Source organism: Pseudomonas syringae group sp. 243L2 (assembly GCF_032587875.1).
In the GTDB taxonomy this organism is placed as follows: domain Bacteria; phylum Pseudomonadota; class Gammaproteobacteria; order Pseudomonadales; family Pseudomonadaceae; genus Aquipseudomonas; species Aquipseudomonas amygdali.
On the sequence record NZ_JAWHPL010000014.1, the window covers coordinates 89,473 to 110,875 of the forward strand.

Annotated in this window: 21 protein-coding genes, 1 tRNA gene and 1 pseudogene; 20 read left to right on the forward strand and 3 right to left on the reverse strand. The window is 56.1% G+C overall.

Translation table 11 applies throughout. The annotated features are described in order from the left end of the window. The first annotated feature begins 281 nt into the window (after positions 1-281). Together RYB66_RS07715 and RYB66_RS07720 are read left to right on the forward strand one after the other, a co-directional pair. The gene (locus RYB66_RS07715; protein ID WP_316894198.1) at positions 282-3,335 is read left to right on the forward strand and encodes an autotransporter domain-containing protein; all 3,054 of its coding nucleotides are present in this window, start codon (positions 282-284) and stop codon (positions 3,333-3,335) included. Positions 3,336-3,945: 610 nt separating this feature from the next. Then, complete coding sequence (locus RYB66_RS07720) at positions 3,946-4,317, forward strand: LacI family transcriptional regulator (protein ID WP_054079035.1); 372 nt, start codon at positions 3,946-3,948, stop codon at positions 4,315-4,317. 82 nt (positions 4,318-4,399) lie between these two features. Here RYB66_RS07720 and RYB66_RS07725 read toward each other — a convergent pair whose 3' ends face one another. Beyond that, positions 4,400-4,558 carry a hypothetical protein gene (locus RYB66_RS07725; RefSeq protein WP_005732296.1) on the reverse strand — a complete coding sequence of 53 codons (159 nt, stop codon included), beginning with the start codon at positions 4,556-4,558 and terminating at the stop codon, positions 4,400-4,402. Positions 4,559-4,917: 359 nt separating this feature from the next. Between RYB66_RS07725 and RYB66_RS07730 the strand changes: the two genes are divergently transcribed. Then, positions 4,918-7,002 (forward strand): M10 family metallopeptidase C-terminal domain-containing protein, encoded by a 2,085-nt coding sequence (locus RYB66_RS07730; protein WP_316894201.1) that lies wholly within the window; start codon positions 4,918-4,920, stop codon positions 7,000-7,002. A gap of 274 nt (positions 7,003-7,276) precedes the next feature. Here RYB66_RS07730 and RYB66_RS07735 read toward each other — a convergent pair. Beyond that, positions 7,277-7,353, reverse strand: a tRNA-Pro gene (locus RYB66_RS07735). A 239-nt stretch (positions 7,354-7,592) separates the two neighbouring features. Here RYB66_RS07735 and RYB66_RS07740 point away from each other — a divergent pair. Genes RYB66_RS07740 through RYB66_RS07790 form a run of 11 tightly spaced genes read left to right on the forward strand, consistent with a single transcriptional unit; the run spans position 7,593 to position 16,403 of the window. Then, the gene (locus RYB66_RS07740; protein ID WP_005895559.1) at positions 7,593-8,453 is read left to right on the forward strand and encodes a ParA family protein; all 861 of its coding nucleotides are present in this window, start codon (positions 7,593-7,595) and stop codon (positions 8,451-8,453) included. A 1-nt stretch (position 8,454) separates the two neighbouring features. Then, on the forward strand, positions 8,455-9,210 hold the full coding sequence (locus RYB66_RS07745; RefSeq protein ID WP_011267080.1) for a hypothetical protein: 756 nt from the start codon (positions 8,455-8,457) through the stop codon (positions 9,208-9,210). Beyond that, positions 9,207-9,908 carry a DUF2786 domain-containing protein gene (locus RYB66_RS07750; protein ID WP_011267079.1) on the forward strand — a complete coding sequence of 234 codons (702 nt, stop codon included), beginning with the start codon at positions 9,207-9,209 and terminating at the stop codon, positions 9,906-9,908. Before RYB66_RS07745 ends, RYB66_RS07750 begins: the two co-directional genes overlap by 4 nt. Next, positions 9,908-11,254 (forward strand): replicative DNA helicase, encoded by a 1,347-nt coding sequence (gene dnaB / locus RYB66_RS07755; protein ID WP_316894203.1) that lies wholly within the window; start codon positions 9,908-9,910, stop codon positions 11,252-11,254. Before RYB66_RS07750 ends, dnaB begins: the two co-directional genes overlap by 1 nt. Beyond that, positions 11,251-11,592 carry a hypothetical protein gene (locus RYB66_RS07760; RefSeq protein WP_003424982.1) on the forward strand — a complete coding sequence of 114 codons (342 nt, stop codon included), beginning with the start codon at positions 11,251-11,253 and terminating at the stop codon, positions 11,590-11,592. The genes dnaB and RYB66_RS07760 overlap by 4 nt, the downstream gene beginning before the upstream one ends. A 1-nt stretch (position 11,593) precedes the next feature. Further along, entirely contained in the window at positions 11,594-12,001 is a 408-nt protein-coding gene (locus RYB66_RS07765) for a hypothetical protein (protein ID WP_087677450.1), read from the forward strand. Then, positions 11,998-12,243, forward strand: coding sequence for a hypothetical protein (locus RYB66_RS07770; RefSeq protein WP_024661822.1), 246 nt, complete (start codon positions 11,998-12,000; stop codon positions 12,241-12,243). The genes RYB66_RS07765 and RYB66_RS07770 overlap by 4 nt, the downstream gene beginning before the upstream one ends. Next, entirely contained in the window at positions 12,179-12,496 is a 318-nt protein-coding gene (locus RYB66_RS07775) for an Arc family DNA-binding protein (protein WP_003317584.1), read from the forward strand. The genes RYB66_RS07770 and RYB66_RS07775 overlap by 65 nt, the downstream gene beginning before the upstream one ends. A gap of 2 nt (positions 12,497-12,498) precedes the next feature. Then, a complete protein-coding gene (locus tag RYB66_RS07780; RefSeq protein WP_087677449.1) occupies positions 12,499-14,259 on the forward strand; it encodes a ParB family protein in 1,761 nt (586 codons plus the stop codon). 36 nt (positions 14,260-14,295) lie between these two features. After that, complete coding sequence (locus RYB66_RS07785; protein WP_011267074.1) at positions 14,296-15,033, forward strand: DUF2857 domain-containing protein; 738 nt, start codon at positions 14,296-14,298, stop codon at positions 15,031-15,033. A 5-nt stretch (positions 15,034-15,038) separates the two neighbouring features. Then, a complete protein-coding gene (locus tag RYB66_RS07790; RefSeq protein WP_176394378.1) occupies positions 15,039-16,403 on the forward strand; it encodes an STY4528 family pathogenicity island replication protein in 1,365 nt (454 codons plus the stop codon). Between the two features lie 56 nt (positions 16,404-16,459). Here RYB66_RS07790 and RYB66_RS07795 read toward each other — a convergent pair whose 3' ends face one another. Continuing rightward, positions 16,460-16,732: a hypothetical protein gene (locus RYB66_RS07795; RefSeq protein ID WP_176394377.1), complete on the reverse strand. Its 273-nt coding sequence runs from the start codon at positions 16,730-16,732 to the stop codon at positions 16,460-16,462. Positions 16,733-16,874: 142 nt separating this feature from the next. Here RYB66_RS07795 and RYB66_RS07800 point away from each other — a divergent pair, with 142 nt between their 5' ends. The 6 genes and pseudogenes from RYB66_RS07800 (at position 16,875) to RYB66_RS07825 (ending at position 21,403) form a co-directional block, all read left to right on the forward strand. Continuing rightward, a complete protein-coding gene (locus RYB66_RS07800) occupies positions 16,875-17,654 on the forward strand; it encodes a PFL_4669 family integrating conjugative element protein (protein WP_005895544.1) in 780 nt (259 codons plus the stop codon). Beyond that, the gene (locus RYB66_RS07805; protein WP_005895541.1) at positions 17,651-18,235 is read left to right on the forward strand and encodes a DUF3158 family protein; all 585 of its coding nucleotides are present in this window, start codon (positions 17,651-17,653) and stop codon (positions 18,233-18,235) included. Before RYB66_RS07800 ends, RYB66_RS07805 begins: the two co-directional genes overlap by 4 nt. Before the next feature lies 1 nt (position 18,236). Next, positions 18,237-18,701: a single-stranded DNA-binding protein gene (locus RYB66_RS07810; RefSeq protein WP_005895538.1), complete on the forward strand. Its 465-nt coding sequence runs from the start codon at positions 18,237-18,239 to the stop codon at positions 18,699-18,701. Positions 18,702-18,903: 202 nt separating this feature from the next. Then, a complete protein-coding gene (locus tag RYB66_RS07815) occupies positions 18,904-19,149 on the forward strand; it encodes a hypothetical protein (RefSeq protein WP_024666896.1) in 246 nt (81 codons plus the stop codon). Between the two features lie 75 nt (positions 19,150-19,224). Next, positions 19,225-19,413: pseudogene (locus tag RYB66_RS07820) on the forward strand (CrpP family ICE-associated protein); the annotation flags it as partial. Positions 19,414-19,516: 103 nt separating this feature from the next. After that, complete coding sequence (locus RYB66_RS07825; protein ID WP_087677447.1) at positions 19,517-21,403, forward strand: hypothetical protein; 1,887 nt, start codon at positions 19,517-19,519, stop codon at positions 21,401-21,403.

Here is a 21,403-nt window from a genome sequence, read left to right on the forward strand (position 1 = left end):
CGCACGCAACCGTAGTCACGGCATAACAGAATATCAATAGTACAGATGCACTACGCCATCCCTGACTAGCTGATCAACCCAGGCATTAATATGTGCCACTAGTACATACGCGTACGTGCCACTAGTACATACGCGTACGTGCCACTAGTACATGCGTGCTATTTCCATTCAACCTTCGCCTCTCAATACTCCCGTTGTTGGCACCCCGCCGAACGGAAACGCCTAAGCCCTCAGGGCTGGCAGCCACCCCTTGTGGTTTTTATGGAGTATCTGGAGTCGCTATGAACCCCTTATTCAAACTATCCCCGCTTGCTTTTGCGGTTACTCTTGCACTGCTTCCAGATGCTCAGGCAGCGGATTACGTTCTTACCAATGGTCAGGAAACCTTTAACAGCGACCGTTTGATCGATGGCGCGATCGACGTCAATGCAACTGACGGCAACACTTCTACCCTGACAATCAACAGCGGCGCAACCGTGACCAGCGAAGGTGGCAGCATCGTTGGCCAAGGCAGCAGAACCGGCGTCAATATGGCTCAGGCCAATGTTGTGGTTGAAGGGGCAGGTTCGCGCTGGGTAGTACCGCGTACCTCATTTGTACTGGGTAACACGATCGTTGTCGGTGGGGTCGGTCAAGGCGACCTGAACGTGCGCAACGGGGGTCAGGTGTCGGTGCGGGATCTGGATCTGGGTGAAGTCAACGGCTCCCGCTCCAACGCATTTTCAAACGCGCAGTTGCTGGTGAGTGGCCAGAACTCCCTGGTCGACGCGGTCAATATCGAAGCCGGTGGGGTGTTTGTCTACAGGTCGAGCATAACGGCCAATGATGGCGGCAAGATCAACAGCCAGCAGGTAGACATCGACTCCGTCGTCAATCTTTCCGGTGCCGGAACCCGCTGGGACAACAGTGGCGCGTTCAGAAACAGAAACAACCTTACTCTCGATAACGGCGCAGTACTGACCACCGACTCGCTCTTACTGGGTTCGGCCATCATCGGCCGCAGCAATCAGGTGAGTATTTCCGGACAAGGCACCCGCCTGGCAGCGCAAAGCATGACGCTCGGCACCAGTGACTCTCGCACTTACCTGACGCTGTCCGACGGTGCCGAGCTGAGTTCTACCAACGGTATTCTCATCAGCACCATCAGCAGCATCAACAATCCGACACGCGGCACGCTTGCTGTGGGCGGTCCGGTCGTGACCGACCCCAACCGTACCGATATCGATTCGACGACTGCCGGAACAGCTCAGGCGGCCGGCCGACTGGACCCGCAAACCGCCATTAATTTCGGCACCGGCAACGGGGGGCATTTGGCGTTCAACCATACCGATACTGATCTGCAGGTTGCCAACACGCTGAACGGAACGGGCCGAGTGTATGCGTTCAACGGCAACACCACATTGAGCGGCGACCTTACCGGGCTGGCCGGCAGCGTCGTTGTGCGCGGCGGGCGACTGGTGCTGTCGGGGAACGTCGACCAGGTCAATCAGCGCGGCAATACAGCCACCACCCAAAGCCTTTCGCGGTTTAACGTAGGCAATGGCACCCTGGTGGTCAATGGTATTGCCGGGCGCACCGAATTCGGGACTTATACCAACAGTGCCCAGGTACTGGACGGCGGTGTTCTGGCCGGCGTCGGTCAGGTGGGTACTACGCAGGTAGCTTCCGGCGGTACCCTGTCGCCCGGCGAAAGCGCCATAGGTGCGCTGGCCATACAAGGCGACCTCGACATGGCCGCAGGCTCACGTTACGCCGCGGACATCGCAGGCGACGGTAGAGCCGACAAGATCAACGTAAGCGGCACAGCCACACTGCGCGGTACGCAGGTCAACGTCACTGCGCTGGATCCTGCGCAGAGCTATCAGAGCGGCAGGACTTACACCCTGCTCTCTGCTCAGGGCGGTGTGGTCGACGGTGCCGCCGCAGGCACCGCCTATGCCCAGGCGCTGACCAACTCGGCGTTCCTGAATGTCGGACTGCAGCGCACCGCCAATGATCTGAACCTCACCATCGAGCAAAAAAGCGTAGAGCCTACACCTACGCCAACTCCAACTCCAACTCCTGAGCCAACTCCAACTCCAACTCCAACTCCAACTCCAACTCCAACACCGACACCGGAGCCAACTCCTACTCCTGAGCCGACACCGACACCAACACCGACACCAGAGCCTACACCTACGCCCACTCCAGAACCCGCACCTGCTCCGGGCATCTTTCAGACGGTCATGCTGACTCAAAACCAGTTCAATACCGCTGGCGCGCTGAGCGTACTCGAGCAAAGCGGTGAGCCGCTGCGCCTCTACAACAACCTGCTGGTTCTGGATGCCGAAAGCGCTCGCAACGCAGCCGATCAACTGTCTGGCGACTACCTCGGCAGTACCTCGACGGCCCTGATCGCCAATAGTCAGGTGGTATCGGGAGTGCTGGGCACTCGTATGCGTAATCTTCTGGATACGGGAACATTGCGCATGCCAGCCATGGCACTCAATCTGATGCCAAGCACACCGACCACGCAAAACGGCGCCTGGGTGCAGCCATTCGGCAACTGGACCAAGACAAGCGGCAATAACGGTGCCGGTGGTCTGCACCAAAGCACTGGCGGCCTGCTGTTCGGGGCAGACGGTAGCTTCACACCGGATTGGCGCGGTGGCGTCTACGCCGGGTACAGCCGTTCGAAGTTCGACGCCGATGACCGCGATGCCGACGGCCACAGCGACAACTATCATCTGGGCCTCTACACCGGTGGTCAGATCGATGCCCTGCGCCTCAGTGCTGACGTCGGTTACACCTGGCACAAGCTGGAAAGTGAGCGGAACGTGGCGTTTGCCGGATTCAGTGATCACTTGACCGGCAAACGCAATGCCCAGTCGCTGCAGGCAAGTGGTGAAGCGGCCTACCGCATACCGGTCGGCAGCATGGCTCTGGAGCCTTTCGCCGGTCTTTCCTACGTGCGCTACGACGCCAAAGGCCTGCACGAAAAAGGCGGACCAGCCGCACTGGACGTGTCCAGCGATAAACAGGACACCTTCTTCTCGACACTGGGTCTGCGCGCGTCGTCGAGCATCAATGTGGCGAACGTCAATACGCAGGTTTACGGCTCAGTAGGATGGCGACGTGCCTACGGTGACCTGGACCCGCGCAACGTCCAGTCTTTCGCTGGCGGGCCAAACTTCGAAGTGCAGGGCGTCGCTCAAACGCGCGACACCGCCTTGACTGAAGTGGGCGCGAAACTGCGCTTGAACAGGCAGACCGATCTGGACCTGTCCTACCAGGGGCAGTTCGGCACCGACACGCGTTTCCATTCGGTTAATGCAGGCGTGACGGTTCGCTTCTGACCGTAGTTGTAGCGCTCGGCGTTATACACAAGTCTGCTCTCGATTCTGGCCAAAGGCCGTGGGAGCAAGCTTGCTCGCGAAGGGTCCAGTACAGCACCGAAAACGGGGCGTCTGGACCCTTTTTTGTTGAGCAGGCTCATCACGGACTTCAGGGTCGAACTCACTCTCGAATGAAGACAGATCGCACTTCTCGCTCCGCTGCCTGAAGAACCTCGAACGCAGCGTAGCGCCTGCGATGCTGGTCTGCGAGCGCTCCCTGTACCGGTGTAAATACGCGGTTCAGGCTCGCCATGCGTTCCATGACATCAAGCAGACGCAGACCCGCTTCAGCAGCAACGGAAATTCGGGCACCACGTGCAGACCGTCGGCCAGGCTCAGCGCCGCGCCGTGCTGCCGAGGGAGCCGCCCCCGTCCGCATGGGCGTCGATCAGGGCGGTGCTCAACGGCTCCTGGCGAAAACGACGGATCAAGGAGGCGACGGCGTAGCTCATCCAGTCTCTCGCTGACGAACACGGCTACAGCACCAATCTGCAGGCCCGTGGCCTGCGACAGTCTCGTTCCGGCCTGGTCGGGCTGATGCTGCCGCGATCCGCAGTTGGAGCTTAGTACCGTGGAGTCGCTGCTGGCCTACTCCATCGACGAGCTATTCATCGTCGACGCTACCGATCCGGACAGCATCCACAGCGCCTGCGCGCGTGCCGGCGTGCGGCATCTCAATCTCGACCTGCCGGGTACCCTCGCGCCATCGATCACCAGTGACAACTACCCCGGCGCCTTCGAGCTGACGCAGGCAATCCTCAGCGAACTGGCGCCCATCAGCGACCTGTCATCGACGGACCTCTGCCTGTTCGGCGGCTACTACGACTATGCCAGCCGGGAACGGATCGGCGGATTTCTGGCCGCCAAGCGAGCGCATTTCGGCGAAGCTACCAGCGATGACGTCTTCAGCGAGGTGCCCTATGTTCAAAGCGGTCTCGGCTGAAAATTTATCCTTGAACAAAAAAAGCGTCCCTGGGGACGCCTTTTCTGTTGAGCTCAATCTTCAAGTCGGGCTGATACCTGGCTCAAGCTTGCTCGTCTTGTTTGTCATCGTCGTCGTGCTTGAGTGCTGGCTTCATGCCTGGCTGAGGCGCGTGTTCAGCGTTGGGCGCGATTTCTTCGCCGTGGTTCTTTTTCTCTTGCTGAACTTTTTTGTCGTGGGCGACGTTACGTGGGTCGGTCATGGGAATTCCTTGATTGGGCAGAGGATTCAAGCACCCATCGACGTGATACGTTGGCTTTGAGCGCCGGGGCAAGATTTGGAGTCAGACTGGGCGGAGGCGTTCAGTGTATTTCTACCGGCGAGCACGCGACCACTCACGCTCATCTCTGATGAATGGAGGCAAGGACGACCGACCCCGGCAACTAACGCTTTTGGCCGTTTGTTCAATACCGGAGTACTAGCGCGAGGGCCAGTTGACCCGGTGTGCTGCCGGCAGAACACAAAACGTTCGCATTTATCCATCCTGCCAAGGTCAGATCCAGAGGATCCGTGCAAGCCTCTTCCCAATCCGTTCGGGTTCCATGCCTAAAGGACAATGTCATGGCGTCAATCGATAGCAAGGCCACCATCAACTACATCGTGCGAACAGGCCCGGGGACAGTGCAGGTCGACCCCTCCACGGGTAGCGATTCAAACTGGAGCATCATCCTTCAGCCTGACGGCAAAATCCTTGTCGGTGGCGAAAGCTTCCAGACTGCCATTGGCTATCCTGGCTCGCCGGGCGATGAAAGCTATGGTACGCGCGGCAGCTACACGGCGGTGCGCCTCAACGCTGACGGCAGCCTGGACAACAGCTTCGGCCAAGAGGGAATTGCCCTCGTGCCCGGCAACCTGGACCCGGAAGATTATGCTTACTACGTAATGGCGGTGCAGGCCGACGGTAAAGTGCTATCAGCACAGCCAGGGCTTGGCGGTTTGAAGGTAGAACGTTTCAACGTGGATGGCACTCTGGATACCACATTCGGCAATGGCGGTGCCGCGGGCCTTGATGTACCGATCGGCGCTGATGGAATGGCTATTTACGCCACAGCAGATGGCTCGGTGTACGTCAGCCTTCGCGGCACGTCCCAAGCGATCGTATTCAAGCTGGACAGCACCGGGGCGCCGGTCGAGGATTTCGGTGCCAACGGCGCACTTCTCCTCAACCCGACCGGGCAATACGGCACCGGCAATATCGCCACGGTCGTGCAGCCCGACGGCAGCGTATTGCTCGGCAGTTGGCTGTACGTGGGTGCCGACGGCCCCCACGACCCGGGCGATCCGGTTTATGCCGTTCAGCGACTTGCAGCCGACGGCAACCTGGATACCGCGTTTGGCGTGGACGGCGTGGTGTATTTCGATACCGCGCTGGGGCTGGACTACCGCGCTGCGATAACCGTGCAAGCCGATGGCAAGATCATTGTGGCCGGCGAGAGTAACGACAATAACGCCTTCAACGTACTGCGGCTGAATGCGGATGGCTCGTTCGACACCTCCTTTAGTAACGATGGCAAGCTGACGATCCAGGTACCCCAAGGCGCGTCGAACTATGCCCACTCGGCAATCGTTCAGCCCGATGGCAAAATCCTTATCGCCGGCGACGTGATCACCCGTCTGAACGCCGATGGCAGCCTGGACACCACCTTCGGCAGCCAGGATGGCCAATACCATGTGGACGGATCCAGCCAGGCCAATCACCTGATTGGCAACGACACGGCCGAGATTATCCGTGGCCTGGGCGGAGACGATGTGCTGCAAGGCGCGGGTGGCCGTGACGTGCTGGCAGGCGGGATGGGCGCAGATATTTTCCGCTTCACCCAGATCAGCGACAGCTACCGTACCGCTACCGAAACAGGCAGCGACCGGATTCTGGACTTCGACGCCTCTCAGGACCGTGTCGATCTGACTGCGTTGAGCTTTACCGGCATTGGCGATGGCCACAATGGCACGCTCGCCGTCCAGGCCAACGCCGAGGGTACTCGCACATACCTGAAAAGCTTCGATGCCGACGCCAACGGACAGCGCTTCGAACTGGCGTTCGAAGGCAACCTGACGGGGCAGTTGAACAGCACCAACCTGGTGTTCACGGCCCCCACCGTCGAAGGAACGGCTGGCAAGGACGTAATCACGGGGAGCGCAATGTCGGAAGTCATTTATGGCCTGGCTGGCAACGACCGTATCGACGGCGGCAGAGGCTCGGATGTGATCATCGGAGGCGCGGGCGCCGACTTGCTGATCGGCGGCGACGACCCGAACCTTTCGGTCTATGGCCGTAATGGCATCAATGACGCTGACGTGTTCCGCTACACGGCAGCCACTGACAGCTACCGCACGGACAGCCAGAGCTTCGTGGACCTGATTGCCCGATTCGCAGACAACAATGACAAGATCGATGTGTCGGCGCTGGGTTACACAGGGTTCGGCGACGGTACCGGCACTACGCTGAAGATGGCCTATAACGCGGATCTGGACCGCACCTATCTCAAGGATGTGGAACCTGACGCTGAGGGCCATCGGTTTGAGATTGCCCTCACCGGCGACTGGACCCAGGATCTGGGCAACAACGATATGATCTTTGCGCCAACCGCGCAGGTGTCTCTGGTGGGTGTGGCTAGCGCGGCCACCCAATCAATAGACATGGTGTAAACCAGGCATAACGCCTGCGGGGGTTGTAGGAAGCCGGGGGTCGCCTTGAGACGGTTGTGCGTAGCCAGACAGCGTGCAAGCAGTCTTACAGGCAACCCTCTAACGGCCAGACCGTAAACAGGTGGGGTCAGGCGTACGAAGTATTAATCGCTTCATGAGTGTTGTAGCTATAAATCTCCAACAAAAAAGGCGTCCCGAAGGACGCCTTTTCTGTTGAGCTCAAAACAATTGTTTTTGAGCTCTGATCTTCAACCCTGATACAGCTGGGCGAAAATGGTCGGGGTAAGGGGATTCGAACTCCTGACATCCTGCTCCCAAAGCAGGCGCGCTACCGGACTGCGCTATACCCCGATGATGCTAAAAAACACCTCCGAGGAGGCGTTTTCTATTTGGGTGACGCTTGTGGCGTCACTCCCTAAGATCCAGCCAGATACAAACTGACCAAAAATGGTGGGTCGTGTGGGATTCGAACCTACGACCAATTGGTTAAAAGCCAATTGGTTTCACACCCTCAGTTTAGGCAGAACCTCCTGATGAAGGCTCTGGATCCAATCCGCAGTCTCTAATGTCCCCATTAGAGGCTTCAAATCATGTACATAACCTCGCTTTTGTCCACCAAAGGTGGTGTCGGTAAAACCACTTTGGCTGCCAACATCGGCGGCTTCTGCGCCGACGCCGGCTTGAGGGTCCTCCTCCTCGACATGGACCCTGTACAGCCTTCACTGTCCTCCTATTACCCAATGGCACAGGAAGTCAGCGGCGGCATATTCGACCTCATCGCACATAACCTGACTGATCCAGAGCGAATCATATCGAGGACAAGCATCCCGAACCTGTCCTTGATCTTGTCGAACGACCCCAACAACCAGTTGATTAGCCTCCTGCTTCAGGCTGCGGATGGTCGTCTGCGATTGGCTTCTCTGCTGAAAGCTTTCGAGGGTCAGTTCGACCTGATTCTCATTGATACCCAGGGCGCACGAAGCGTCATGTTGGAGATGGTGGTTTTAGCGTCAGATCTTGCTGTATCCCCGTTGCCACCGAACATGCTCAGCGCCCGCGAGTTTAACCGTGGGACGTTGCAAATGCTTGAAGGACTGCGTCCTTACTCGAGGCTTGGACTGCACGTCCCTCCAATCAAGGTTGTAGTCAACTGCCTCGACCAGACCGTTGACGCTCGCGGGATTCATGACGCCATCAGAAAGACCTTCGCGGACAACATGGAAGTCGATGTCCTCAACAGCACAGTTCCTGCTTCAGTAATTTTCCGCGAGGGATCTACAGCAGGCATGTCGGCACATCGGCTCGAATACAAAAAACCTTCCAATCGACGCGCGCCTAGCGCGCTACAGGTCATTCGAGAGCTTGTGGTTGAGCTTTTTCCGCAGTGGACCGACCGTTTCGAGGCGATGACTGAATCCGCCGTAGAGGCCCTGGTAAAAGGGGGTCAATGAGATGGCAAAGACAAATCTCACGGAAGCTTCCGGCATTACTCCTCAGTTGATGCAGAAGCTCAACGAGCAGTACGACTCATCACAACTGCGCGCCGCTCAGACCAAGCTTACGAACACGTCACGTGAGCTCCGCAATTTAAGCTCCGGCCATAAGATGGGCCGCGGCTTGATTAGTCGACTGGGTGATTACTTGAGCGTGGAACAGCGTGAACTGCTCTCACAGGCCGCGCAGCTCCTTGAATCAGTGAACTCTCATGTCGAGCATGCCAAGGAAAAACGTGTACGCGACGAGAAAGCGGTTAAACGTCGGCAGGAGGCTCGGAACGCAAGAGCGAAACTACTGATTGCGGCCACATATCCCCTGCCCACTGAGAGCCTGGACCAGAAACTTGAGCTCCTGAAAACGGCGCTGTTATTCAACCGCATCGGCGCATATGACAGTTTCTACTCCGCAGTCGAGCTTAATAGCGAGATCCGAAGCACCTTACTGACGCCGTTCAGCAGACTGATAGGTTGGGGAAGCCTGACCGCTTACCGACTCAGTTGCCTAGACTCGCTTCGTATCCGGCTCGTTGAGGCACTGACTAATGACATCTCTTACGACGATGGATCTGAGGTCGAGGATCGGCTAGCCGCTCTGCAGTCAAAAGTCCGTGATGCGAATGCTAAAGCCGCGCTCACAGCTGAAGAACATGAAACCCTCAGACTCTGGAAAGAGGCTCTGGCAGTTGAGGCAGTACCGGAGGTACGGCCATGAGCATTGACCGCCAACGGATAATCGACAAAGTCATCAAATGCTTCGCACTGGCACGTTCTGCGGGTGCCTCTCCTAATGAGGCTGAGACAGCCCTGCGGCAAGGCCGCAAGCTTATGGAGCAGTACCAGCTCGAAGAGCTTGAGGTGGACGCCCACCTCGCACGTGAGGCGTCAGTATCTGCCGGCACAAAGCGAGCGCCAGCGAGTTGGCTGCACAGCCTGGCAGGCACGTGCGCGAGCGCTTTCGACTGCGATTGTTTTGCTTTCCCCTCACGGCCTGGAGACTGGCATTTCAAGTTCGTCGGGTTAGGTGTATCGCCCGATCTGGCGTGCTATGCCTATTCCGCTCTTCATCTGCAGCTTGTTTCGGCGCGTCGTCAGCACGTTTCGCAGCTCAAACGCTGCAATCCAACCACCAAAAGACGACGTGGACGGATTTTTGCCGAAGCATGGATCAATGCGGTGGCCACCAACGTTTACAAATTCGCCGGTCGACAAAATGCTGAAGCTCAGCAAGCGATAAGCGCTTACCTCAGCCTGCACCACCCCACCGTAGTCGAAAAAGAGCTTGTGCCCACCTCTGTTAAGGGCCACGACCTGAAATCTCAACATCAGGGCTGGACGCAAGGTTCTAGAGCAGCGTTGCACAGAGGCGTCGATCAGCACTCCCAGTCCCCGGCAAGAATCGGGAGGGCTTGATGGACATTTCTCATATGTCACCTCCCCACTCCGTTGAAGCCGAACAAGCTGTGCTTGGCGGACTGATGCTTGATAACGATTCCTGGGACCTGATCGCAGACCGTATTAAAGCCGATGATTTCTACCGGGCCGAGCACCGTCTGATATTCCAGAGCATTGCTGGGCTGGCTGAATCGAACAGGCCATTTGACGTGGTCACGGTTTCCGACTCCATTACAGCAATAGATGCTGCTGGGGGCTTGGCTTATCTCAGTGAGCTCGCCAAAAACACGCCTTCTGTGGCCAACATCAAGGCTTATGCAGAAACAGTGAGTAACCGAGCTCATCTACGCCGGATTATTTCACACGGCTATGCATGTACCCGGGAGGCTTCAGATCCTCAAGCGAATGCGTCTGAGGTTCAGGACGTCATCGAGCAGCAACTTTTTGCTTTGGGGCAAGGACGGCAGACTTCCGACTTTGTGGACGTCAACCAGATGCTTATGCAGGTGGTCGACAAGATCGATCTTCGCTTCAACGCTGGGGAGTCGGTCGTTGGATTGCCCACAGGGCTTTCCGATCTTGATGAATTGACGGGCGGACTACAACCAGCCGATCTGATCATCATTGCGGCCAGACCCTCCATGGGCAAAACCAGCCTGGCGCTCAACTTGGTAGACGCTGCGCTTCAAAAAGATACTCAGGCCACTGTTCAGGTCTACAGCCTCGAGATGCCGGCAGAGGCGATCATTTACAGGCTCATCTCGATCCTGGGGCACCTGAACCTGGAGAAGTTGATACGCGGGCAGTTGGAGGATGAGGACTGGCCGAAGCTCGCGATGGCAGTGCAAAAGATCAACTCGTATGGCGATCGCCTTGTAATTGATGATCAAGCTGACCTCACTCCCTCGGCAATTCGTGCGCGGGCTCGCAGAGGCGCACGGCGTTTCGGAAAGCCAGTCCTGATATTGATCGATTATCTGCAAATGATGAAATGTCCAGGTAAAGAAAATCGGACCAATGAAATCAGTGAGATATCTCGGTCACTCAAGGCTTTGGCCAAAGAGTTCGACTGTCCTGTCGTGGCGCTCTCTCAGCTCAACAGAGAACTTGAGCGGCGTCCGAACAAGCGACCTATCAATGCAGACCTCCGTGAGTCGGGCGCGCTTGAGCAAGACGCTGACCTGATTCTGTTCGTATATCGGGACGAGGTTTACAACCCCGACAGCGAGCAAAAAGGGGTCGCCGAACTCATTCTCAGCAAGCATCGAAACGGCGCGCTCGGCACCGTCCGAACGGCCTTCATCCCCCAAAACACCCGTTTCGAAAACCTCTCGGCCGCCGCATGGCAAGGAGCTCGATCATGAGCGCGCGCAATAAACCTCTTTGCATAACTCATGAGTGCCGCACGTGCGGCCACCACCACCCTTTCACCGCGGTCATGCCAGCAGGAAAACGTGCGCCCGAGTGCCCTTCGTGCCATAGCGGTGAAGTCGTAGAACTGGAGCTGGTGCACCCACAGTGGAGCGTTGTGGCCTCCAGTAAAGCACCAGACAGCAAGGAGTACACCGTCGTGTTCCGCATGAGCCCAGGTACTTCCAGAAAAGCCTTCATGAAAAAACTCACTGACACCTTTGTCGACCACGAGGTTGAAATCCTAGAGATCCAGTCGGGTGACAAGCTCGGCGGATTGGGAGGCCAGTGACATGCAGCTATATCACACTACTGAAGAAGATCTGCCGGTCCAGTCGGACCGGGAAAAAGAGCGCCTCCGGAGCGATATCGAGAAGGCGATGGCTGATTACTTAAGTCGTGGGGGCGCTATCAACCAGGTTGAAGCGAGCCAGCGCTCGAATGACAGCTCATTCATTATCAACCCTGAAAAAACCGCACAGTTGAAGGCGGATACCAGCGCTCGTGGGCGGAAAAAAACAAACGATCTGACCGACACAGAGCTGGCGCGACTGCTGAAAGCTCACTGCACAGCAGGGGCATCACTGGCGTCCGCCGCTGCGACGCTCAATCAAACGCGGAAGCGTTGTGAAGCCATAGCTCGTCGCTATCAGATCCCCTTCCGCTCTGCTGCTTTTACAAAAGCGAGGGCGCGGTCATGAGCAATACATCTACGTCTCTTCGAGGCAGGAAAAAGTCCCTGCAGGACTTGGCTGACTTCGCCATCTCACAGGGATGGGCAGTGCATCGCACTCATGGTGGGCATATCAAGTTCACCAAAGGTGGGTGTTCACCCATCTTCACTTCTTTCACACCCAGCGACCACAGGGCCGGCCTCAATGCTCGCGCTCAATTGCGCCGCGCACAAAACCAAAGCCAGATTGGAGATCGCCATGCTGAATAACGAAGCTGTGAATATTCGTGAGGACGACAAAGACGAGAAGTTCGTCATCCGCCTACCTACTGGAATGAGGGGCCGGGTCCGTGGGGCTGCAAAAGCAAACCATCGCTCAATGAACTCAGAAATCATAAGCCGTATTGAAGCGACGCTTCGTCACGAGCAGGAGATTGCGAGGCTTACGGCTGTGATCGATGTGCTGCTCAAAGGCGGAACACCGACCAGCAACGTCATCCAACTTCCTGAGGCGGGCCAATAATCATGGCTGGCAAACTGACTGCAGATGAAATCTCGGGCAAGTTGTTACAAGGCTCATTCAGTCGTTCTGGCCCGACGGTTGATCAACTGCCGGACCCGATTGTAGATACGCCCATGGTTCTTACCCTGGACGAGATGAAAGCCTTCGAGCAAAACCCTCGCACCGTAACCAATGCGAAGTACAAGGAGATCAAAGACTCCATCAGGCAGCGCGGCTTGGATCACCGCCCTACAGTAACGCGTCGACCTGGCGAAATTAAATACACCATCAACAACGGCGGCAATACACGTCTGCAGATTCTTCGGGAGCTGTACAGCGAAACCGGCGAAGACCGTTTCTATCGGCACAATGTTCTGTTTCGGCCCTGGGACTCAGCACGTGGGGAGATTATCGCTCTCACAGGTCACCTTTCGGAAAACGATCTTCGCGGTTCTCTGATGTTCATCGAAAGGGCGGTGGGCATAGAAAATGCTCGTGCCATCTATGAGAAAGAAGCCGGTGAGTCCATATCTCAAAGGGAACTGGTTCGGAGGCTCAGTGCCGACGGCTATCCGGTTTCCCAGTCACATATCAGCAAGATGCAGGATACGGTTCGCAGCCTTCTTCCAGTGATACCCAGTGCGCTTTACTCAGGGTTAGGAAAACACCAGGTGGAGCGTCTCCTTTCCCTACGCAAGGCCGCTGGCCAGACCTGGATCACGCATACAGAGGGGAAAGAACACATCCCTGACTTCGAAGGTTTGTTCCAGGACGTACTATCTCTGTTCGATGGCGATGCGAGCGAGTTTGTCTACGAGCGGGTTCAGGATGAGTTGATCAGTCACATGCAGTCGGGAACGGGGCTGTCTTACGAGCAGCTCCTACTCACATTGAGTGAAAATCAGAACCAAGCACGACGTTCATCTGTGATCGATACCCCAGTGAGTTTGACGCCAGCTCAACAGCCTGGACCTGCTGGCCTTCCGCCTGAAGCTGACGACGGTCCGGGTAGCCATCAGCAACAGGAACCAGCCATTCAGGCTCGCCCTTCTGAGGCTGGCAAAAACAAGGGCAAACAGGACGTATCGCCAAGGTCTTCGAAAACCGAAACTATCGATAACAAGCCCCCTCAGGCTCCTGAGCTCACCGAGCAGGAGCGCGCAGAAAGGCTTGCTGGGCATATCGTTAGCCCGATATCCACCACCGAACGTGTGCAGGATGTGAAGCGGCAGTTGGCAGCCCTCGATGGGGAAAATCTGCCCGACTTCAAGACAAATGCGCTGATTTCGATACCGGTCCAAGCGGGTGGGTTACATCCTATCTCTGACGTCTGGTACATCGAACGTATCCTCGACCAGCCGGATGAATTGCGGCCGGTAATCGCTCAGCTCGCCCGAGAGATCGCCCACCTGTCAGGCATCAATCCAGACAGCGTGATTGATGTCCCGGGTGGTTTGGGCTTCCTCTGCCAAGACCCTCCTGAAAATTTAGACCTCAGCGATCTGGCCAATAACGTACTGACCCTTCTCCAGTCGATTAGTGGGGTGTATGCAATTGCCTTGATCAAAGAGTCCCCCGAGCAACCACTGGATGTGTCCGAGTTTCAGTTCACCGCCGCGCTGGCCCAGTTGCTGTTAGGTAGCCCGAGATACGAAGACCGTGAAGCAATACTCCAGGGGCGCTTGGACGATACCTGCATCGTTAAGCTTTTCCGACTCATTCGCCTCGGCCGACGGTTGGTGGAGCTGGAAGTTGGAAGCGTCAGCGTGGTTCAGACCCCATGAGGTTTTTTTCCGGCGTTGTGAGACAGGAGTTTGGTCATGTCGAAAAAACATAACCCCCTCAACGAAGCCATGGTCGCGCAAATTCTGCATCACTTGCGCAACGGTGAAGTGAGGCGTTGCCTTGATATGGGACTGGACCCAGAAATTCTGGCAATGCTCCAGCATCCCTCATCACAAAGTGTGTTGCTGAACTCTGCAGTTATCTGGTGCCGCGTGGCGGTTGATCCGGACATGGTGAAGCGTCTGCTGGCGAACAAGGAGCGCACTGATCAGGAAAACCGAATCGTGCAGCGCGCGCTTCGTTTGGGGGCGACGACCCCAATGCTGCAGGAGTTCTTCGGCATGTCCCCCCAAGAAGTTTCCTTGCAACGGGTACTGGTAGGTGTTCCTGGACGCCCTGGGCGATTCAGAGACATTCCCGATGACGCACCTCTGTGGCATAGGTTTGTGCAACTGATGGAAGAGTACAACGTGGATCATACGGATGGTGTCGCATTACTTGATATCGCGATGATGCTGACGGAGGAGGTAAACATCCCTCCTGAAGAGCCCCACATCGTGCCTCCGGATCAGATCACCCTGGGCCTCGTCTGGAACAAGATTCAAGGATGGCTGGCTCAGGACCTATACCCGACTGGCAAGAAGCGTAAATCGGCAAGCCTCGTAATGCTGGGGGAGTCGCGGCAACAGTCTAAAGCAAACGCTAATCGGAGCCGGCCGGGTCAAAGCCAGGCGAACAAGCCCGTGGGCAAGGTAGAAGGCGACCGGATGTGATAAGGATGAACCGGCGCCCTTCTCTGGGGGGAGCCATTAATGCCGCTGCCGGGGCTCTACAAAATCATCTGCTGCTCCAGCAATTAAAGCTGGCCCAACAGCAGAGCTCTGGCTCAGATAATAGAAAGTCGGTTGCTGGCTCAGATACTGAGGACACACTCGACGGTATCGTTTTCAGTGGAAATCCACATGAGACGGTGCCGCGAAGCCTCCTGCTTGATGATCGACTTTCACCGCTTGAGCGCAATGCTTGGCAAGTCTTCAGACTGCTTATTAACGCAGATGGCATCACAGCCTTTCCGACTTATGAACAACTTCGTCCCTACCTTGGCTCAGTCCCAGGAAAATTCGCATCCAGAGAGACTGTAGCGAAGGCTCTGACAGTGCTTCGCTTGACGCGCTGGCTTAGTCTTGGACGGCGAGTAAGAGACTCTCTGAGCGGTCGAATGCAGGGAAACGTCTACATCCTGCATGACGAACCGGTCGGGTGTGTTGAGGCTATGGAGCTTGATCGCGACTACCTGTTGCTTGTAGGCCATTCCCTCGAGCATGCAAATAAAGCTGTCAGGACCGTGGCAGATTTGGCATTCAAAGAATTCGCAGCCGACCCTAATCAATCGACAGGTATGCTGCCCACGCGGCTTGATGTCATTGAGGGTAGATGGCGTAGTCAGGGTTGGCATGATGCACCGAATGCCGTGGATCGCGAAGAAAACCAGCCTGAGTTCGGAATCCGAACTCAGCAAGAAATCGGGCCCTCAGCACTGAGTTCGGATTCCGAACTCAGTAAAATCAGCGAGAAAGCGAATCTCGAAAGACCGAGTTCGGAATCCGAACTCAGTCTAAAATCAGCATCATTCGGCACAGTTCGGATTCCGAACTCATATAGTACGTATACGAATACAAATACATCTGTATGTAAAAGCTCTGTACCGCGCGAGGCTGTGAGCGCTCCAGTCGATCTACCTCCAGGGTTTGAAAGGTTTACTGAGGATCAACGCTTCAGGGCGATGACCGCATTGCAGAGCGTCGAGCCGACACTGCGAGAACCGTTGCTTGATCAATGGCGCCATCGTTGCAATAGCGGTTCCGTGAAGAACCCATTCGGTTATCTGTTGAGCTGCATGCAGAAAGCCCTGAGTGGGGAATTCAACGCCCAGTGGCAGGCTCCTAGAGCGTCAGCTCAAAATCCACAGGCGCACTCCCCCCAGCCGAAACATGTCAGCAACGCGCCTGATCAACCAAAGCCAACTCCCCCGCCTCCCGTCAAAAAAGTCTCGCCGCAAGATCGTGACGAGTCTTCACTGGCTGCCGGGCGCAGCTCAATGATGGACATCAAGCGGATAATTCGACCGAGATCACAGGGTTGAACAGATCAGCTGAATGCTGCAATCAAGGCAAGCACTGTGACTCCACTGGCATCAGTTCAAGCATCGACCGAGGTGATTCCCCGGGAATCACTATCGGCACCGGTCTGGGTGATGCCACTGACATCACTTTCAGCATCGACCGAGGTGATTCCCCTGGAATCACCTCCGGCACCGGTCTGGGTGATGCCACTGGTATCACTTTCAGCGCCGATCAGGGTGATTCCCCGGGAATCACTACCAGCTCCAGTCTGGGTGATGCCACTGGCATCACTTTGAGCGCCGAACAGGGTGATTCCCCGGGAATCACTTCCAGCACCGCTCTGAGTCATTCCACACGCAAGCCCACGAAAATAAGGGTCTCCGCCAAAAAACCATTCCGATCAAGAAACGGTTTGTTACTGACCCTGAGTTATACGCGCAGGCAGTCTTGCCTCGCCCTATCAATCATTTCTTATAAAGGAAGCGCTCAGCATGGCTGACAACTTTCAGCTCAACCTCGGTTCATTGCGAAGCAGCGTCAACCTGACCCTGCACACCCACCATGCCTCGCGCCTCTGGTTTGGGCGTCAACGCACCGAAGGCAAGCCTGGCATGATCGGCCTGAGCGGCTTTGCCAACATCCTCAATCGCATCAAGCGTGGCTGTGAACAGGACGATCCTTATTCAGACTGGTTTCTGATCCTTATAGAAGAAAAGATCGAAGCCTCTGAACAGGAAATGAAAGATATCGACGCCAGGCTGGACGAAGTTATGGCCTCACTGCCGCCGATGCTTTCAATAGGTCAAAACCTATCCGTGCAGCCGGTGACACTGCCGCTGTTCCTGTCCACGCCGCTGGCGTTCAAAGCGGTCTTTTTGCTCACTGCCTACGACGAGCTGGTGCGGCGCATTCTTCTGGCCAGCCACGTCGGCCTTATAGACAACAACGCCAAAGGCCAGTGGCTCGATGAGGGGGCTGCAATCCTGCGTCGTCTTTTCGGTTTGAGTCAGCGCTGGAAGTTCTCGGGAGCAAGCCGAGATGATTTTGCGGCCAAGAACGCACGTTCCGAGCAGGCTCGTGAGATGTACGCATCGTTTGGTGAAATCCCCCAAGATATTTTGGAAGGAACTCGCAAATCAAGCTTCGCGCCGTCCCCCTCTTCGGCATCAAATGCCGCGGTCAGTGAAGACGGTGATGACGACGGCTTCGAGGAGACCATCACGCTGGGCCAGCCGCACCCTGACAAGTCTGAACCTGAGTCCGCAGAGTGATTAACGTGACGGCCAACCCCGCGCACCAGAATCAAGAGCGCCAGAGCCTGCAACAGGGTGCCTTCCAACCCCTGCAACAGGATGCCTTCGTAGCACTGCAACATGCGCCCTTCCTAAAAGGCCTTTTAAAACCTTTTAAAGGTAAGGGGGGGATGCTCCAGTTGGCAGAGTTATGCCGGTCCCTTGAAGCCGATCTGAATGCGCTGGCTGAAGATCAAGTGCTGGCCCAGGCGAACAGGCATCCCTACACCCTTCTACCTGTGCGGATGGTTCGGCAACGCACAAGCGCTGGCACAGTTTTTCTCCGCTGGCAGGAAATGGGAACGCGGCAGATGGGCGTCACTGTTTGGTCCAGCTTGCTGGCCGATCCCAGAACACCCGAATCACTGCTCCAGGATCTGCACTCCATGGAACAGCAACGCGTCGCTTTGAATATGCAAATAAGTCTGGTCCATACCATCGGCCGGCAGGCCGCCGAATGTGCCGAAAAGATGGCCCAGGCAGATGCCGTTTACTCAGGACGGCTGCAACAGATCTCACAATCCAGCGGCATTTCACCGCACACGCAGAAGGAGTCCTAACATGGGCACATCAGTAGACTGGGAAGGTAACCTTGGCTCTGCTCCAGAATTTAAGGAGTTCGCCAACGGCAACAAAGATCCGCGCCGCTTGCTACGGCTGAACGTTTACTTTGACAATTCAATTCCGAAAGCCGATGGATCAGGCTTTGAGGACAGAGGCGGTTTCTGGGCCAACGTAGAATATTGGCACCGCGATGCGGAACACTATGCCAACCTGTTCCAAAAGGGCATGCGGGTCATGATCCAAGGGCGAGCGATCATTGATAACTGGACCAAGGACGGTAAGGAGTTTTCTGCGTTGAAAGTGCAGGCATCGCGGGTCGCAATCCTTCCCCACCGGGTTGAAGCGGTGCAATTGGCCCCTTCCCAGTCATACAACCAGCCGCAAAGCGAGCAACAGCATACCGACCGGAATTCAACTCAAAATGATGCAGCTCCGCATTTCGACGACGATATTCCTGTGTAGGAAACCTGTGCGAAAAATCGCGCCCTCTGCGTGAAGCTGCTGGTGGAAACGACACTGATCAACGTTGTTCTCCATCAGCAGGCAGGTACTTCTGCATTGTTCACCCGCTGGCGAAAAACGCCCTCCTCGTGGATCTGCTGGTTAAATGAATCTGCGAATCGGGAAGCCCACTTGACGACTATTCTCTTACAGGTCGAATCCAATGAGTGACATCAACAACTTCGTTACCTATGTCATCCGCATGCCAAACGACACCGTATCAAGGACCGCCCTGACTACTGAATTGAATGAGGCGGTTATCAGTAATGGAGGAGTCATCACCGGGACATCAGTGGAGGATGAAATGACACTGAATGAGCTGTTTGAAGCCCGTATGAACGACCTGGATGTCCAAGAAGCCCGGCGGGCAGCTAAGGAGCTGGCGACAACTGAATACCTTGAAGAGTGAAAAATTCGCCTCGTTCGTGAAGTCTTAGATGTATGCGATCTACTCCACGGGAACCCTCAGTTGTGAGAACAGCCCCCTACAGCGACGCACGAGACTTCGGATCGGCGTCGATTCAACAATCCTCACCATGCCGTGATGCTCGCGGGTGCTGAAGCGGCACTTAAAGGCATCCCTCTCCACGAATGCCTCTACCGGCATCCAGCCATGCGCGCATCGTGGCTAAAGGGGTTTGCCCAGGAGCAACAGCAAAGCTTCAAGTTCTGACTCAGCGCGATTAACCCACTCTCCCACGTTAACGGTTACGCATGGCGAGCGAAGATCAGGTCTAGGACAGTGCTGCCTCAAGTCACTTTGAGCTCATTGATTCATGACCGCCGAGCCTATTTGCGAAACAACTCTCGTCCAAACTCTTCTCGATATTGCGAAATTCCCAGAACGTCATCGAGCTGTCGCCAACACTTGGGCTGATCATTTCAACGTACCGGCGGAAGCACGTGACGAGTTCATACTGCACTACCTGACTCACACCTCCTCAACTCGATGCTGGTGCGTTGCTCTGCATAACGATGGCTCGGTTGCACGTCCAACTGTGGCGCGGATCGGAAGGCAGCTGCAATACTTCGATGGCCAGCTGATTTCAGCTGTGCGATTTGATGAGAAGAGAAAAGTCCCCGGGCACGCACCAAGTCCGAGCCAAGCTTTGAAGCTGGCTCATAAGTTGATTACTCATGACAGCGCGGATGCACTTCTGACCTCATTCTGCAAACCAGCACGGGACCTGGCGCGGGGTGAAGCGGAACTTAGTATAAGACCGCTGGTGAAATACAATATGGGCGCGCTTAGTTCAGAGGGCCGGAACAAACGTTTCTACGCGCCACGCGGCCGCTTTTACATCACCTGTATCGGCGCGGCACTGAAGAGGTTTTGTCAGAACCTCGACCAGGAGCTGTTGCATGCAGTGCGTTCTGTGCAGTGCCCTTCTGCCAAACTTTACAACTGGCTCGCTCAAGGCGATCGCACACGTCGACTACAGGCCTTGAAAGCACAACCGGTGTTGGTGCCGGTGTTGATCGTTGGGGTTGGAATGCCGTGGCCCATGATCGCAGGTGGACTGCTGGTGGAATGCCCATGGTTCGAACTTCAGGGGTTTTGCTGCTCCTGGGAGGGTGAAACCATCATGGACGGGGCCGGGTTCGTGGGAAAGGCAGTCGACACTGGCTTGCCGCTTAACAGGGTTCTGGCATGGCTGTTCTCGGTACCGACGTCCTCGATCCGTTTCCTTGGCCAGCAGCGGGTCTACGACACCGGCAGCGCGCTCAGTCGTTTGAATTCTGAGGGCCTTGAGGCAGGCTGGGAGCATTTGATCGCGGGCTCTCTGCTAGGCAATCGTCGCCCGAGAACCAAAGCAGAATGGCGTTTTTTCTATTCGTTCAGATCAGCGATTCCATGGGAATTACTCCGACCATTGCGTGATATGAACAATCTTTTGGCGGGCTGCCCTACTGACTGGGCGGACCCCGCCTGGTCAGGCATAGCGACCAAACTTGTTGATTTCAGAGAGCTGTTCGACAATCTAGACCGCGCTGGAAGTTGCGAGGCTCGTAACACCAAGCGCCGGCTGTACGCGTTCTTAAGCGGTTTAAACTTCCGCCAAATATCCAATGTAGTCGATGCGTTCCATGGCGCACTCGCAGACATCAGAGCGAGGCTGGAGCGGGATCACCCGCCTGAGCCATCTGACTGTTTCACAAGGTGGCCGGGGCTGCTGCTGGGCAGTGATCCAATCACCTGCAGTACGACCGGTTTGCAGATCGTCGAATTACGCTGCCCAGCAGACTTAGACCAGGAGCATCGCTCTCTGGGTCACTGCATCGACACATACGACTTCCGTGCATATTCGGGCAACTGCCGACTCTTATCCATCCGATCTGAAGGGCTGCCGCTGGCATCGGTCGAGCTCACACTGAGAACAGGCCGCAATGAGCGAGTGACTGGCGATTTTACACCTCAGCATCTGCATATCGCTCAGATTAGAGACCACGAAAACAAAACCCCAGATGCTCACTCGGTAGTGATGAACGCTTTTGAGTTATTCATGGCCGCAGTCAGAAGCGGTCGTATGCCCGTGCTCCTGGAATGGCCAAATATGGCGATGAAGATGGCGCGTTACGCTGATGAAAAATCGGTGTTCAACATCCGCTTTGGGGAAGAGATCGTGGGCTGGGCTAACAGTTTGTTGGACAAGGGGCTCTGA